General features: G+C 70.0%; 14 protein-coding genes. 3 read left to right on the top strand and 11 right to left on the bottom strand.

Annotation, left to right across the window (positions count from 1 at the left end; genetic code table 11):
* Positions 1-199 precede the first annotated feature (199 nt).
* Entirely contained in the window at positions 200-829 is a 630-nt protein-coding gene (locus tag GT755_RS29730; RefSeq protein WP_161482894.1) for an RICIN domain-containing protein, read from the top strand.
* A gap of 126 nt (positions 830-955) precedes the next feature.
* Here the strand turns inward: GT755_RS29730 and GT755_RS29725 are convergent, their stop codons facing one another.
* Positions 956-1,915 (bottom strand): alpha/beta fold hydrolase, encoded by a 960-nt coding sequence (locus GT755_RS29725; protein WP_161482893.1) that lies wholly within the window; start codon positions 1,913-1,915, stop codon positions 956-958.
* Positions 1,916-2,074: 159 nt separating this feature from the next.
* On the opposite strand from GT755_RS29725, the gene GT755_RS29720 reads away from it, so the two are divergent.
* Positions 2,075-3,034, top strand: a complete 960-nt coding sequence (locus GT755_RS29720) for a helix-turn-helix transcriptional regulator (protein ID WP_161482892.1) — start codon at positions 2,075-2,077, stop codon at positions 3,032-3,034.
* Between the two features lie 23 nt (positions 3,035-3,057).
* Here the strand turns inward: GT755_RS29720 and GT755_RS29715 are convergent, their stop codons facing one another.
* The 5 genes from GT755_RS29715 to GT755_RS29695 form a co-directional block, all read right to left on the bottom strand.
* Complete coding sequence (locus GT755_RS29715; RefSeq protein WP_161482891.1) at positions 3,058-3,225, bottom strand: hypothetical protein; 168 nt, start codon at positions 3,223-3,225, stop codon at positions 3,058-3,060.
* A 119-nt stretch (positions 3,226-3,344) separates the two neighbouring features.
* Entirely contained in the window at positions 3,345-4,181 is an 837-nt protein-coding gene (locus tag GT755_RS29710; protein ID WP_161482890.1) for a GAF domain-containing protein, read from the bottom strand.
* A gap of 216 nt (positions 4,182-4,397) precedes the next feature.
* The gene (locus tag GT755_RS29705; protein ID WP_161482889.1) at positions 4,398-4,703 is read right to left on the bottom strand and encodes an STAS domain-containing protein; all 306 of its coding nucleotides are present in this window, start codon (positions 4,701-4,703) and stop codon (positions 4,398-4,400) included.
* A gap of 271 nt (positions 4,704-4,974) precedes the next feature.
* Positions 4,975-5,130, bottom strand: a complete 156-nt coding sequence (locus GT755_RS29700) for a hypothetical protein (protein ID WP_161482888.1) — start codon at positions 5,128-5,130, stop codon at positions 4,975-4,977.
* A gap of 465 nt (positions 5,131-5,595) precedes the next feature.
* A complete protein-coding gene (locus GT755_RS29695) occupies positions 5,596-6,018 on the bottom strand; it encodes a DUF6069 family protein (RefSeq protein WP_161482887.1) in 423 nt (140 codons plus the stop codon).
* A 72-nt stretch (positions 6,019-6,090) separates the two neighbouring features.
* On the opposite strand from GT755_RS29695, the gene GT755_RS29690 reads away from it, so the two are divergent.
* Positions 6,091-6,345: an AbiJ-related protein gene (locus tag GT755_RS29690; RefSeq protein WP_161483047.1), complete on the top strand. Its 255-nt coding sequence runs from the start codon at positions 6,091-6,093 to the stop codon at positions 6,343-6,345.
* A gap of 31 nt (positions 6,346-6,376) precedes the next feature.
* Here GT755_RS29690 and GT755_RS29685 read toward each other — a convergent pair whose 3' ends face one another.
* The 5 genes from GT755_RS29685 to GT755_RS29665 all read right to left on the bottom strand — a co-directional run bounded on the left by GT755_RS29685 (position 6,377) and on the right by GT755_RS29665 (position 15,239).
* Positions 6,377-7,327 carry a ferritin-like domain-containing protein gene (locus GT755_RS29685; RefSeq protein ID WP_161482886.1) on the bottom strand — a complete coding sequence of 317 codons (951 nt, stop codon included), beginning with the start codon at positions 7,325-7,327 and terminating at the stop codon, positions 6,377-6,379.
* Positions 7,328-8,017: 690 nt separating this feature from the next.
* Positions 8,018-8,653, bottom strand: coding sequence for a M15 family metallopeptidase (locus tag GT755_RS29680; RefSeq protein ID WP_161482885.1), 636 nt, complete (start codon positions 8,651-8,653; stop codon positions 8,018-8,020).
* 75 nt (positions 8,654-8,728) lie between these two features.
* Entirely contained in the window at positions 8,729-10,498 is a 1,770-nt protein-coding gene (locus GT755_RS29675; RefSeq protein WP_161482884.1) for a GH25 family lysozyme, read from the bottom strand.
* 52 nt (positions 10,499-10,550) lie between these two features.
* On the bottom strand, positions 10,551-12,167 hold the full coding sequence (locus GT755_RS29670; RefSeq protein WP_161482883.1) for an FG-GAP repeat domain-containing protein: 1,617 nt from the start codon (positions 12,165-12,167) through the stop codon (positions 10,551-10,553).
* 102 nt (positions 12,168-12,269) lie between these two features.
* The gene (locus GT755_RS29665) at positions 12,270-15,239 is read right to left on the bottom strand and encodes an AfsR/SARP family transcriptional regulator (protein ID WP_161482882.1); all 2,970 of its coding nucleotides are present in this window, start codon (positions 15,237-15,239) and stop codon (positions 12,270-12,272) included.
* Between the last annotated feature and the right edge of the window lie 17 nt (positions 15,240-15,256).

Raw genomic sequence — 15,256 nt, 5'->3', positions numbered from 1 at the left:
AGGTGGCATAACTCTGTGCGGTCATTCAACTACTTAGAGTTACATACATGGGATGCGCGGAAGACACACCCCCATGCGGGCCGTGCCTGCCGAGCCGCATTCCCATGACCGCCGGGACTGGCGGGCCATCGACGACCACGACCTGCGATGTCCCGCACTTCGGACAAATGTCCCGCCCTTCCGAGAAAAGGAATCACCCGTGAAATCACTGCGCATCAGGACCGCGCTGCCCGCCACGCTGACGACGTTCCTGCTCGCCGGCTCCGCCCTGCTCGTCTCCGCGCCGGCCGATGCCGCCCCCGGCCAGGCGGCACGGCTCGCTCAGGCCCTCGCGCTCACACCCGTCACCCAGCCCGGCGCCTATCCGCCGTTCGTGGACGGCCGCCAACACGTGGTCGAGAACGTCAACACCCGCGGCTACCTCATCCACGAGTACTGGTCGGCTCCGGGGTGCACGGACGCCATCCCCTGCCGCCTCCAGGCATGGACCGGCGGCGTGACCCCGCCGGCCAACGAGTGGTACTTCGAGGACGCTCAGGCGCGGAACGGCTACATCTGGTTCCGCATGCGCAACGCCAAGTCCAACAAGTGCGCCGTGCCCGGAGGCGTCGCCTGGGCACTGCCCACCGCCGTCGTCAAGACCTGCAGCAACGGCGATGAGTTCCTGTGGCGGGCCGAACCCGAGCGCATCGGCGACTGGCGTACCGCCAAGTTCGTCTCCTACACCACCCGGCGCGCCCTCAAGCCGTTCGGCACCACGCGGAACGAGTTCCTCGTCCTGAACGACGACGGCAACACCTCCAACTACTACTGGACGATCTCCCAGTAACGGGAGTCACGCCGGGTTGTGGCAGCCCGCCAGCACAACCGCCACGGGGGCCGGTCCACCTGCCCCTGGGCGGGCCCCCAAGTGGGAGGCTGGCGGGCGGCCTACCGGCGCGGGGACCGCGTCAGGTCATCCCTGGGACGAGCCGGTGACATCCTGCTGTTCCAGCCACTTCACCATCGCCTGGTTCGTTTCCTCGGGCTTCTCCTGCTGGATCCAGTGACCGCAGTCAAGGCTGATCACCTCCACGTTGGGGACGAACTCCGCCAGGTTCGCACCCCGTGCGATCACGTCCCTGTCGCCATAGATCATGAGTGCGGGCTGCCGGATGATCGGGTCCACGTCGGCCAGCAGGTGCCAGTTGCGGTCGAGGTTCCGGTACCAGTTGATGCTGCCCGTGAATCCCGATGATTCGAAGGCGGAGACCAGGACGGCCAGTTCGTCGTCGCTCATGATGGGCTCACCGAGTGGTGTTTCCGCTCTGGCGAGGTTGATCAGCGCCATGCCTGGCTGCGGCTCTGCGGGGGGCTCGTTCTTCCGGTACAGGTTGCGGAGGAACTGGAAGGTGTGGTCTTCGAAGACGGCGTCCGCGACGCCGGGTTGTCGGTTGAAGTGGACGAAGTAGAAGTCGCCGCCGAGCACGTCTTCCATGAACTCGATCCAGGGCTTCTCTCCACGCTCCTGGTAGGGCAGGCTCAGGTTGATCACCTTGTTCACACGGTTGGGGTGCAACAGGGTGAGTCCCCAGACGACGAACGCACCCCAGTCATGGCCGACGAAGGTGGCGTCTTCGTATCCATAGTGGTCGAGGAGCGCTACGAGGTCACCGGAAAGGTGTTCGATGTCGTAGTCCGTCACTTCGGTCGGGCGGGACGAGTTGCCGTAACCCCGCTGGTTCGGTGCGATGACGTGGTAGCCGGCCGCGGCGAGGGCGGGCATCTGGTGGCGCCAGGTGAAGGCGTGCTCCGGCCAGCCGTGGCAGAGCACGATGGGTTCTCCCGCGTTCTCTCGGCCCGCTTCGAAGACTTCGAGTTCCACACCGTTGACCGGAACAAGGGTGGGCTTGGGAAATTCGGCTGGATTGTGCATTGCGTTCTCTCTCTGTCTTTTCTGGGTGACCGGGCGACGAGGGTTTTCGAAGACGACGTCGGCGCGCCCCTGGTCGACCTCTTCGGTGAGGTCAGGTCGCCATCCTGGCCACCGAAACCGGTCACCTCATGACCGGTTTCATGTGGAAGTGTTGTCGGCGTGCGAACCGATCGGCTGGTGGCCGTCCTCCTCCTGCTGCAACGGCGTGAGCAGGTGACGGCCGCGGAGGTCGCCCGGGAGCTGGAGGTCTCCGAGCGCACCGCCCGCCGCGACCTCGACGCCCTGGCCATGGCCGGGGTGCCCGTGTACTCCATGCCCGGCCGGGGCGGCGGCTGGCGCCTCGTGGGCGGCGCCCGTACCGACCTGTCCGGGTTGACCGCGAGTGAGGCCCGCGCCCTGTTCCTGGTCGCCGGCCAGGCCTCGGCCGCGACGCCGGCCGTGAAAGCGGCTCTGCGCAAGCTCGTCCAGGCCCTGCCGGCGCCCTTCCGAGGGCAGGCCGAGGCGGCGGCGTCGTCGCTGGTCATGGACCCGCAACGATGGGGGTCGAGCCGGATCGAGCACCGGCCGCCTCCCCTCCTCGACGAACTCCAGGACGCGGTGATCCGCGGCGTCCAGGTGCGGCTCGGCTACGTCGACCGCGAAGGCACCGAAACCGAGAGGACCGTCCACCCGCTGGGCATCGTCGCCAAAGGACCGACGTGGTACCTCGTCACCAACACCGACGCCGGTCGGCGGACGTTCCGGATCGACCGCGTGTCATTCGTCGAGCCGACCGACGATCCCGTGCACCGACCCGAGGGGTTCGACCTTGCCGAGAGCTGGAGGGAGATCGCCGACGAAGTCGAGCGCAGGCGGACACCCCTCGAAGTGCAGGCCGTGTGCACTCCCGAGGGGATCGGCAAGCTCCGGATGACGCTCAGGGACCGGCTTGAAATCGGAGGTTCCACGACCGACGGCCGCATCGAGGTCGTGATCCGCGGCTACAACGAGTACGCGCTCGCGGGCGAGCTCGCCGGACTGGTCGAATGGCTCGAAGTGACCGGCCCACCTGGTGTGCGGGACCACCTCATCTTGATCGCCGACGCGCTCATCGAGCGATACGGCGGAGACAGCCCATAAAGACTGGCCGACGCCGCCCTGGACTACCGCCCGGCGGTCTGATCCGGACCCGGGGTCACCCCTCGTGATGAGCCGGTGAGGAGGGCGGCGCGGGGACGGGCGTATTCGGCGACCGTCATGGGGCGTTTGCCCGTCAGCCGTTCGATGTTGTCGTCGGCGCCGGACATCGCGCCGTTCCGGTAGTCGTGCATGGCGCCGCCTGGCCGGACAAGATGAACGGGCGGAGCCACTTCGGCTCCTGCGCGAGTCGGCAAAGCGCGCAGATCTTACTGCGGCAGTACGAAACCTACCGGCGTCCCAGAAGGCCGCGCTAACCGCCGGTGAACCAGACTTCCACCGCGATGCCGGTGGAACCGCTCATCGGCTGGGCCAGGAGCGTGGCGATGCGGCCCTCGGAGAGGGTGACCTCCACCACCGCTCCCCGGCCTTGCGTGACCAGCCGCACGGCGGCGTCCTCCAGGGCGAGCCGATCGCGGCGGCACAGGGCCAGGGGCGCGGAACTCGCTATGGCGATTCCGGTTCCGAAACTCTTCGCTCGGAGGAATTCCTCCATCAGGGCACGCTCGTGTTCGCTGCTCAGTTCGAGCAGCCGCTGCTCGACGCCGGTGGCCGACTGGTGGGCCAGGACGGCCATCTCCTCGCTCGCCCTGTCGTTCGGGCAGGTGATGCTGATGACGCCGGCCACGCGCCCGCTGAGCGGATTGCGGATCGGTGTGGCCACTGCGGTGAGTCCGTGGAGGTTCGCCGAGAAGTGCTCGTTGCCCGCGACCCGGCAGGTTCGCCGTTCCACCAGCGCCGAGCCCAAGGCGGTGGTGCCGATGTCCGGCTCGGCGTAGCTGAAGCCGGGGGCGGCGCCGACCGCGTCCAAGACCCTGCTCTGGGCTTTGTCACCCACGTTGCGCAGGAACATCACGCCCGTCTCATCGCCGAGGAACATGCCCGCCGGGGTGTCCGCCACTGCGGTCCGCAGCCGCTCGAACACGGGCCGGGCGGCGCGTACCAGCTCGCAGTCGAAATCCAGGTCGTTGGACAGGCGCGGGCGGGCGGTGTCGGGAGTGAGTCCCGCCGCCTGGCACCGCTGCCACGAATTCAAGATCGGAGCGCGCACTTCGTCCCCTGCGAGTTCTCCGTCCAGGAACCGCTCCAAGTCCAAGACATCTGCCATTCGACTCGCTCCCAAAGCTCCCTCCGACTAAGCGCATATCTCAACAATATAGACAAATGACATCATTATTTTCATTATCGAGCAAAAGAATGATCGATTTACGTTTCAACGGCGGGCCTTGCGTGACGGCCGTTTAATGGATCGGCGAGTGGGAGGCGACGGCCGTTTCGTCCAAGACCCCAACGGCGGGATGCCAGATCAGCTGCCGGCCAGAATGGGGAAGCGGTCGCCGAACTTGGCGATGTCGAGCAATCTGATCATCCGCGGGGTGAGGCGGGTCAGTGCCAGGGTCACTCCGCGGGCCTGGGCCTGGCGCTCGGTGTAGATCAGCACGCCGAGCCCTGCGGCATCGCAGAAGGTCACGGCGGCCATGTCCAATATCAGCACCTCGGCGCTTTCGTCGAGAGCGGCGAGAATCCGGCGGCGCAGGTCGGCGGTGGTGGAGATGTCGATGTCTCCGGACAGGTGCAGGACGGTCGGCGCCGTGTTCGCGAGCACGGTCATGGCGAACTTCCTCTGGGTTCGGGCCGGCAGGCACACGCTGTGGCGGCGGTATGTGTCCGCAAGGGCCGGAGGTTTCACCGTATCCAGGCACGTTCCAATTGGGGGGATTCGAGAGGTAGAGCTCGGGGCCGACGATCGTTAAGACCTGGTCGATCCACAGGCGCCCTGCTGTGACTTCTGCCGTATGTCTGTGCGAGGCACTGGTTAATCCGGGATCACCGCACCGGGGTGGCCGCAGGAACGGCAGTGGTCTCGCGACCGGACCCGGCCCTTACGCACCGAGCACACCGGCGCGGTTTATCGAGCCGGATGGCAACGCGCGAAAGGCCGAGCAGACGTCGGCGTCATTAAGCCGCGCGTATTCCTTGTTCCAGGCCGCACTGCTGCCGTATGGGGCGCTTATGTCCAGGGTGTTGTTCACGTCCACTTTTACAGTGTCGGGTCGTGCCGCTCCCGGCCATCGGCCCCCATCGTGCGCCGGCGGGCACCCCGGCCGCGGCCCAGCCAAGGCCGCAGCGGCTGGAAGACCACTCTCGGCCCAGCGCCGGGCGAGGCAACACGGATTGCGGCGGCTGGGAACGGCAGTCAAGTCGCCCGTTTCTTCCGGGCGCCGGCGATCCGGCCGAGGCCCCTGCCGCCGACATTCCGGATGCCCGGGAGAGTCCGGCCCTTCAAGAAGCCGGCACGGGAACCGGGCGCTCGCCTGCTGAACGCGACGGCCCCGGGCCCGTCCTTCCGCATTGAGGACGGTGAACCCGGCGCGGTCCTCGCCGAAGGCCGCGGATGCCCCTCGGCGTCGCCCTGGAGCAAGGACGTGGGCCGGCTCGAAGCTGCGGATGCCCTCAGCCGGCACGGTCAGGAACGTATGCAGAGCGCGGACCCCTCGACGGGATCAGGCGGACAGGCGGCGGGCGACGGCCGGGATCACGATCGCGGCGGCGACCACATGCGTCAGCATCAGCAGCAGCTGCGTGGCCGTGGACGCCTCCACGAGCACATCGGGCACCAGCGACACCGCGGTGAGCACGATGGTGGTGCGGACGAACGCCACACGCGGACGGCGCGCCCAGCGGGCCAGCACCAGGGCCAACGCCAGGCCCATGACGGAGAAGACGACGGTCAGCACGGCGAATCCGGGCACCGGGATCGGCGCGCCGCCGATGGCGAGGCTGATTCCGACGGCCTCCCCCGCCACGGCGACGGCCACGGTCGCCACGGCGGCGGCGGCCGTGGCGGCCAGGCCACCGGTGATCAGCGGCCTGGCGGGAACGACGACGGGGGCGGCGGGAGCGGCGGCGGTGGTCGTGACGGACATCGTGAGCCTCCGGTGAGCGGTGACCGGCCCGTTGCCGGCCTCTCACCATGACGACGAACGCACCCGGCGCCAATCGACACATCGGGAAAAGAAAATTCGGAAGAAGACCAGAGGGCGCGTCTCTCCGAACGGCTCGATGCCTTCCAAGCGGGTGACACGCGGTTCGGCCTGTTCCTAGAAGGAATGGCCAGCCCACACACCCTTGCAGCCGAGCCGAGGCAACGTCGCGTGGTCGCTTTCATCAACGCACAGCTGGACACCATCGGGGTCGAGCTACGCGACGTGGGCTACCCGGTGTTCGGCAGCTTCCAGCTCCCGATGCCCTGAAGACACCCCGGACCAGGGGCGATGGTCGGGTTCACTCCCCCTCCACGTACGCGAAGGCAGGCAAGGCACCCTTGGCGACCAGGGCCATGGCCTGTGCTTTGACGCCGAACATGGCGGCCACGGCCGAGGCCATCTGCTGTGGGCTGCCGTCGAAAGCCTCCTCCAGCGCCCGCAGCAGCCCGCGGTAGGCCCGGTTGAACTCCTCCGACGAGGCGGTCGTGGTGATCGGGTAGACGCCCGCCGGGTCGACCGTGATCGGGTCGCCCGTCGGGCCGGAGTTCGGCGTGTCGCCCCGCTGGTAGCGGCGGCCCGCCTTGAGCTCCAGGAAGCGGTAGTAATGGGCGACCTCGTCCCGTTCGGGGTGGAAGACGTCCTTGTCGCCGTCCCAGACCTCGTCGCGGGCCATGCCCTCGCCCTGTTCCACGATCTCGTCCAGCGCCGCCAGCCCCGACGCCAGGTCGGTGACCGCGATCAGACGCCCGGCCGTGTGGCGGAAGTGGCTCGCGCCGATCTGGCGAGAGGGATCGCCGGTGAAGACGGCCTCCTCGCCCAGCCGGGCGCACAACGCGCGCAGGCCGTTCTCGATCGCGGCGTAGAACTGGCCGATCGTCTCGTAGCCCTCGGTCTGCGCCGGAGTGCCGTCAGGTGTGGGCGCTTCGAGACGCAGGAAGTTCTCCAGCGCCTCCGGGCCGAACGGCTCCAGCGACAACTTCAGGTTGCCGTGGGGCAGCGTCCGGGGGAACGGCTTCATGTTCTCGGGCGTGTCGAGCCGGGGCCGGCCGCCCACCGCGTTCAGCAGGTTGGCGGCCAGTGTCAGGTGCAGCATCTCCTCCGCGAACACGCTCCCGACCACTTCGACCGCCTCGGGGTTGCGCTCCGGGTCGAGCGTGTAGAGCGCGCACAGGTAGGGCGGGAGGGTGGCGTGTTCCAGCTCGACCGCCCACTGCAGGTGTTCTCGCAGGTCATCGAGTGTCTCAGGCATCTTCTCCGAACACCTTCCCCTCCTGGAGCGCCGTCAGTGCGGTCTTCCGCGCTTCGGACATGTGATCACTTCCCCTGGTTTGTGCTTAGCCAGCCGATCCGGCCGAGGGTCGCGCCGTCTCCGGGCAGCTGCGAGCGCTGCTCAGCTCACTGCCGAAGTAAGGGGCGTGGACCCTTTTCTCGTTGCCAGACGTCAGTTAGGACAGGGAAGAAGCAGGAGTTGTGACAAAACCGCGAAATTCTTTTCAGGCATCGTCAGACCGTGCAGGAGCTGGATGGTCTTCGACCGTGAGCGAGTCGTCCGTCACCGTTACGGTCACCGAGCCGGAAACACCGGGTTCGATGTCGCGCGCCATCACGCAGATACGGCTGCCCGCGCGCCGGGACCACCGTGTCGAACCGCTGCGACTGGATCCGGTCACGCTGCCGGTCGTGACGCCGTCGACCGTGGTCAGTGTGCTCTCGGGGGTCGTACGAGCCCGGCGTGGATCGTTCTCGTGGCGGGCGTGCCGCCGGTCACCGTCGGGAGCGCGAGCAGCAGGGCGCGGGGTTGGACTCTCCTCGTTGATCGGCGCGCGGAATGGGCGATCTTCCAGGGCGGAGCGGGGCTCCGCTCGTACCTCGCCTGGTTCGACTCACTGCGGACCCGTGTGTCACCGGGGTGCGGTGGGCACACCCCGGTGACCTGTTCTCAGGGCAGTTCTGCGGGGCCGTAGCGGGCGGCCTCCGCGTCGGTGACACGGGCCCAGTAGCGGTCGCCGTGGGACCAGTGCCACCACTCCGTCGGGTAGTTGACGAAACCGGCGGAGGTGAGCGCGTCGGAGAGCATCCGGCGGCGGTCGGCCGCCTCGCCGGTCACCGAGGGTGAGGCCGTGTGGCAGTGCTCGGTGTCGGTGTCGTTGACCTCGGTGCCGAGCCAGAGTTCGGCGCCGTCCACATCGCACAGCGTGAGGTCGACCGCCGCCCCGGCGACGTGGGGGGCGACGTCCGGCGGGGAGATGTAGCGGCTGGCCCTGACGTGGTACCAGTCCTCGTCGTGGCCCGGTTCGGCGGCGCGGAGCCGGTCCTTGTGGGCGTCGAAGTACTCCTTCTGGAGGGCGACCGGGCGGAAGCCCTCGATCACGAGGAAGTAGAGGCCGGGCGGGAGGTAGGTCTGCGCAGTGACCAGCCGGTCGACCACGCCCAGCCGCAAGTGGGCGTGGCCGGGGCCGGTCGGGGCCATGCGGGGGTCGACCCGCAGGGCCGGGACGGCCCGCAGGTCGACGAGCGGTTCGCCGCACTCCCTGATCGGCGTCCGGCCGACGGATGGATCGGACAGCAGCAACATCGTGGTTCCTTTCCGGGAAACGCCCGCGGGGCCGTCCGGGGAGAACCCCGGACGGCCCGAGCGGAGGGTGGTGGGTCACTGTGCGGTGGGTATGTGGCCGACCGTGTTCCAGCCCGTACCCAGGCTGGTCAGGGCGGTGAAGCCGGGAGTGCCGCCGGAGTGGGTGCCGCGCCAGATGAGCATCTGGTCTGTGCCCTGGACGCCCAGCAGGTCGGTCTTGCCGTCGCCGTCGTAGTCGGCGACCAGGTAGCTGGTGATCGACGACCAGCCGGTGGACATGGGGACGCTCTGGCCGCGCGACAGGGTCGTGCCGGACGAGGTGTTGGGCACGACGTAGAGCTGGTCGGCGTTCCATGCCGTCCAGCCGGCGATGTCGACCTTGCCGTCACCGGTGAAGTCGCCCAGCACGAGCTTGGTCAGCGTGCTCCAGCCGGTGCCCAGGTTCGCGAGCGGGGCGAACGACGGCACGCCGCCGGAGGCGGTGTTGCGCCAGGCGAACAGCTGGTCGTTACCCTGCAATCCCAAGAGGTCGGTCTTGCCGTCGCGGTCCCAGTCGGCCGGCCAGAACCGGGTGACGGTGGACCATCCGGTCGTCATCGGGATGCTCTGACCGCGTGACGGGTTGCCGGGGGTGCTGGTGTTGGGCACGACCCAGAACTGGTCGCCGGTGCTCGCGTTGACGCCGCCGATGTCGACCTTCCCGTCGCCGGTGAAGTCGCCGATCACGAGCTTGGCCAGGGTGTTCCACGCGGTGCCGAGGCCGACCAGGGGCGCGACCGAGGGGTTCCCGGGAGTGCTGGTGTTACGCCAGACGAACAGCTTGTCGGGGTCCTGGGTGCCGAGGATGTCGGTTTTGCCGTCGCCGTCGTAGTCGGCCAGCCAGTACTTCGTGATCGTGCGCCAGCCGGTCGAGACGAGCTTGCTCTGTCCGCGTGACGGGCTGCCCGAGGAGCTGGTGTTCGGGATGAACCACAGGTCGTCGCCGGTCTGGCCGAGACCCAGGATGTCGGGTCTGCCGTCGCCGTCGAAGTCGGTCACCCGGCCGCCCTGCGGGTCGACCAGCGGACGCGGCGGATCGCGCCGGACCAGCGCGTCGAGGTCGGCCTGACTGCCGTTGAAGACGTTCAGCGTGACGTTCGTGGTCGGCACCCCGGGAACGCTGCCGACGTCGGCGTACTGCCACATGAGCCAGGTCGGCCACCCCGAGGGCACCGACGGGAGGGTACGGCCGGAGGTGTAGTCGGCGACCTGGAGGCCGTAGGAGCCGAAGGCCGTGGTGTTGCCCATGCAGCTCGACATGAACCCGCGCGAGGTGTAGATCCACGGCTTCACCCCGAACGCCGACTGCACCCGGTCGAGGAACTCCTGCACGAACGGGACGGTCGTGTACGGCGGGCACGAGCTGGTGCCGTCGTCGGTCCACTCCAGGTCGAGGATCGGCGGCAGCTCGTTCGCCCGGTTCCCCGTGTACCCGGCGTTCCGCAGGGCGCCGATGAAGAAGTCGGCCTGCGCGGCCACGTTCGAGCTGGTCCCGGTCAGGTAGTGGTACGGCGCGGTCGGGATGCCCTGGCCGAGCGCCCCGGCCAGGTCGGAGGCGAAGTAGGAGTTGGTCTTGTTGGTGCCCCGGGTGGCCTTGAGGGTGGCGAAGGCGATGCCCGACTGGCGGATCTGCGCCCAGTTCACCGCCGCCCCGTTGGGGTGCTGGTATTCGGTGACGTCGACGCCCCGTACGGGGAACCGGCTCGGGTCGGGGTTGGCGGAGGCTGCGGCGGCGGGCTGGGCGAGAGCGGTGGCGAGGCCGGCGGCGGCCAGGGCGAGCGCGACGAGGCGGCGGAGAGAGGACACGGTGACTCCAAGCGAAGGGGGCCGCCCCGCGAGGGGGCGGCCCGGGGAGGGGTTACTGGGCGGTGGGGATGTGGCTGATCGTGCTCCAGGCGGTGCCGAGGCTGGTCAGCGCCGTGAAGCCGGGGGTGCCGCCGGAGTGGGTGCCGCGCCAGGTGAGCATCTGGTCGTCGCCCTGGACGCCCAGGAGGTCGGTCTTGCCGTCGCCGTCGTAGTCGGTGACCAGGTAGCTGGTGATGGAGGCCCAGCCGGTGGACATCGGGATGCTCTGGCCGCGGGACAGGGTGGTGCCGCTGGTGGTGTTCGGCACGACGTAGAGCTGGTCGGCGTTCCACGCGGTCCAGCCGGCGATGTCGACCTTGCCGTCACCGGTGAAGTCGCCCAGCACGAGCTTGGTCAGGGAGCTCCAGCCGGTGCCCAGGTTGGCCAGTGGCGCGAAGGAGGGGGTGCCGCCCGTGGCGGTGTTGCGCCAGGCGAACATCTGGTCGGTGCCCTGGAGGCCGATGAGGTCGGTCTTGCCGTCGCGGTCGTAGTCGGCGGCCCAGAAGCGGGTGATGGTGGACCAGCCGGTGGTCATCGGGATGCTCTGGCCGCGCGAGGGGTTGCCGGGGGTGCTGGTGTTCGGCACGACCCAGAATTGGTCGCCGGTGCTCGCGTTGACGCCGCCGATGTCGACCTTCCCGTCACCGGTGAAGTCACCGATCACCAGCTTGGCCAGCGTGTTCCACGCGGTCCCGAGGCTGACCAGGGGCGCGACCGACGGGTTGCCGGGCGTGCTGATGTTACGCCAGACGAACAGCTTGTCGGGGTCCTGCGTGCCGAGGATGTCGGTCCTGCCGTCGCCGTCGTAGTCGGCCAGCCAGTACTTCGTGATCGTGCGCCAGCCGGAGGAGATCTGGATGCTCTGGCCGCGTGACGGGCTGCCCGAGGAACTGGTGTTCGGGATCAGCCACAGGTCGTCGCCGCTCGCGCCCAGCCCGAGGATGTCGGGTCTCCCGTCTCCATCGAAGTCGGTGAGCCGGGTGCCCTGCGAGTCGACCAGCGGGCGGGGGGCCTCGGCCGGGTCGTCGACGATCTTCTTGTACCTGATGGGCCGGTAGTTCTGCATGCTCGACCAGCTCTCGTCGCCCACCTGGCCGCGCCAGTTGGCGATGGGGCCCTTGGCCCAGTCCTCCTGCCAGCCGTTGCCGTCGGGGTTGCCGGTGCCGTTGAGCGAGTAGGTCCAGGCGCCCTGCGTGTGGTTGGCGGGGTTCTTCCAGCGGGCGAACAGCTCGATGTGGCCGTTCTTGAGGATGGCGTCGCCGGGCTTGAGGTCGTGCAGGCTCGGCAGGAACTCGGTCTGGCTCCAGACCTCGAAGTCGTCGGTGCTGTTGCCGCCCTTGCCGGAGTTGGCGGTGATGTGCCAGGCCATGGAGACCAGGCCGGAGCAGTCGGGGCCGTATCGGTTGTCGCCCTCGACGTCGGTGTAGAGGGTGCCGGAGGCCCGGGTCAGGTTGTACTTGACCTGGCGGGTGACCCAGTTCTGGGCCCGGGAGAGCACCTCCGAGCGGGTGATCTCGCCGCCGGGTGCGGAGTCGGCCGAGGCGGGCGTGGCCACGGTCGTCAGGCCGGCGACGCCGACCGTGGTCGCGAAGAGGACGCCGAGGGAACCGGAGATAAGGCGAGAGAGCATTTCTGCTGTCCTTCCAGGTGTTTTCTGCTGACACCCGAAAGGTTCCGTGGACGCTCTGAAAGATCGGTGAAACTCCGCGGAGGGCCGGTTTCAGCGCTTCTTTCAGCGCCTCTTCAGTTCGCCGTACTCGCGGGCTCCCTGGTCGCGGAAGATCTTCAGCGCCCGGTCGAGGGCGAGTTCGGCGGCCTCGTGGTCGCCCCTGGCCTCGTGGAGCCGGGCGAGGTCGCGTTCGGTGCGGGCCCGCCACAGCAGCACGTCGAGCTCGTCCCAGAGCTGGAGCGAGGCGGTCAGGCACGCGTCGGCGTCGTCGAGCTGGCCGCTCGCGAGGTGCAGTTCGCCGAGGGTGCGCAGGGTGACGCCGAGCCCCCACCGGTCGCCCATGGCCTGGCAGAGCGACAGCCCCTGCTCCAGTGCGGGCAGCGCGACGTCGATCCGGCCGAGCCGGATCTCGGCCTTGGCACGGGCCCGGATCGAGTACGCCTCCATGAGCGGGTCGCCGAGCCGCGTGAAGATGCCGCGCGCGGCCTCGGCCGCCTCGATGGCCTGGTCGTAGGCTCCCGTGGCGCGGTGGTGGAGGCTCATCGTGCGTAAGGTCAGGCCCTCGCCGCGGCGGCTGCCGGCGGCACGGTAGCCGCGCAGGCAGTTCTCCAGCCCGGCCCACGCCTCGGGGAAGTCGCCGCGCTCCAGCCGGACCGAGGCGGCCACCCGCTGCGGATAGTGGACGGCGGGATCGTCGCCCAGCAGGGCGGTCGCGCCGTCGAGGAAGTGCAGCGCCTCGGCGAGGCGGCCGGTTTCGCGGCAGATCACGCCGAGCGCGGCCAGCGCGACCGCCTGCCCGCGGGTGTCGCCGAGATCGCGGAAGGCGCTGAGCGCCTCGTCGAGCACCTGCCGGCCCTCGGCGAAGCGGTCCTGGTCATACCGGAGGCGGCCGAGTTCGGCCAGCATCGTCGCCACGCCGTGGGGGTCGCCGGCGCGCCGGGCGGCGGCCAGGGCGGCCTGGGTGATGCGCTCGCGGGAGGCGAAGCGGTTGACGCCCAGGAACGACGGGCCCAGGCGCGCGGAGGCGAACCGGCAGACGAGTTCGTGCAGGCCGAGCGCCGCCGCGCGTTCGAGGCCGACGACGAGGGCGGGCTGTTCGAAGTCGAACCAGTCGTGGGGTGCGGCGAGCACCTGCGCGGCCAGGTCGGGCGAGACCTCCGCGCCCGTGATGACGGGAGCCGGGCGGCCGATCTCGTCGGACGGGGCGTCGGCGCTCACCTGGTCGGCGAGTGTCAGCCAGCCGCCGAGCACCCGGCCGACGGCCGCCGCGAGGTCCTCCGCGGGCTCCTCGGCCTCGGCGCGTTCGCGGCCGTAGATGCGGACCAGGTCGTGCACGCGGTAGCGCGGGGTGCCGAGGTCGTCGACCCGGGCGAAGTCGACGAGCTGGGCGTCGACGAGCCGTTCGACGGTGTCCTCGGCCTCGGCGGCGGGCTCACCGGTCAGCCAGGCGACGATCCAGGCCGCGAACTCGGTCGCGCCCAGGTGGCCGAGGCGGCGCAGGGCGCGCCGCGCGCCCGGGTCCAGGGCGCGGTAGCTCAGCTCGAACCCGGCGCGGACCTCCAGGTCGGCGATGGCCAGCTCGTCGAGGCGGCGGCGTTCGTCGGCGAGGCGGCCGGCGAGCAGCCGCAGCGGCCAGCGTTGCCGGGTGGCCAGCCGGGCCCCGGCGATGCGCAGCGCCAGCGGGAGCCGTCCGCACAGTTCGGCGATCTCGCGGGCCACCGGCTCCTCGGCCGCGACGCGCTCGGCGCCGACGATGCGTTCGAGCAGCTCCAGCGCCTCGTCGGCGTCCAAGACGTCCAGGTCGGTACGGCTCACGCCGCTGAGCCCGCCGAGCCGGTTCCGCGAGGTGATCAGCACTCCACAGCCGCCGCCCGGCAGCAGCGGCCGGACCTGCCGTTCGTCGGCGGCGTCGTCGAGCAGCACCAGCACCCGCCGCCCGGTGAGCAGCCGCCGGTAGAGTTCGGCCCGCTCGGTCGGGTCAGCGGGGACCGGGTCGGCGCCCAGCGCCTTGAGGAACAACCCGAGCACCTCGCCGGGGTCGGCGGGCGCCTCGCTCATCCCGCGCAGTTCGGCGTGGAGCTGGCCGTCGGGGAACGCGGCCGCGATCCGATGGGCGACGTGGGCGGCCAGCGCCGACTTGCCGCTGCCGCCGCGCCCGGCGACCACCTGCACGGTGCCGGTCACCAGCGCCCCGGTGAGCGCGGTGGTCTCGGCGAGCCGTCCGGTGAAGTCGGCGGGCGGCGGCGGGAGCTGCGCGGGCGCGGCCACCCTCGGGCCGTGGCCGGACGGCGGCCCCTGGAGCATGGGGTCGCCGCGCAGGATCGCGTGGTAGAGCGCGGCGAGCTCGGGGCCGGGGTCGATGCCGAGTTCGTCCACGAGCACCTGGCGGCCCTCACGGAAGGTGGCCAGGGCGTCCGACTGGCGGCCGAGGCGGTAGAGGGCGGTCATGTACTGGCCGCGCAGGCGTTCGTTGGCGGGGTGGCGCCCGACGAGGGCGGCCAGCTCGGAGGCCAGGCGGCCGTGGTGGCCGAGGGCGAGCCCGGCGGCCATCCGCTCCTCGGTGGCGGTCAGCCGCAGCTCCTCCAGGCGGACGGCCTCCCCCGCGAGCCGGGTGGCCTCCAGTCCCGCCAGGGCCGGCCCCCGCCACAACGCGAGGGCGGCGTCGAGCAGGTCGGCGGCCTCCTGCGGGCTGGCCGCCGCGCGGGCGCGGGTGACCAGGTCGTGGCAGCGGGCCGCGTCGAGGGCGTCCTCCGGGACCTGGGCCAGGTAGCCAGGGGCGCGGGTGAGGATGACGTCGGCGGCGCCGTGCCGGGCGAGGGCCTGTCTCAGGGTTTTGACGTAGGTCTGGATGGCCGCCTTGGCGGTGTCGGGCGGGTCGTCGGGCCAGATCACGTCGATGAGCCGGGCGGTCGGCACGACGTGGCCGTTCTCCAGCAGCAGCGCCGCGAGCAACGTCCGGGGTTTGGTCCCGCCCAGCGGGACGGGCCCGCTTCCGGCGATCACTTCGATGGGTCCGAGCAGCCGAAACTCCACGCCGCCGATTATCGGCC

Origin of the sequence: Herbidospora solisilvae, assembly GCF_009901565.1 — a bacterium.
Lineage (GTDB): Bacteria > Actinomycetota > Actinomycetes > Streptosporangiales > Streptosporangiaceae > Herbidospora > Herbidospora solisilvae.
The sequence above is the reverse complement of the archived record's forward strand: the minus strand, read 5'-3'. Positions and strand labels throughout refer to the sequence as shown.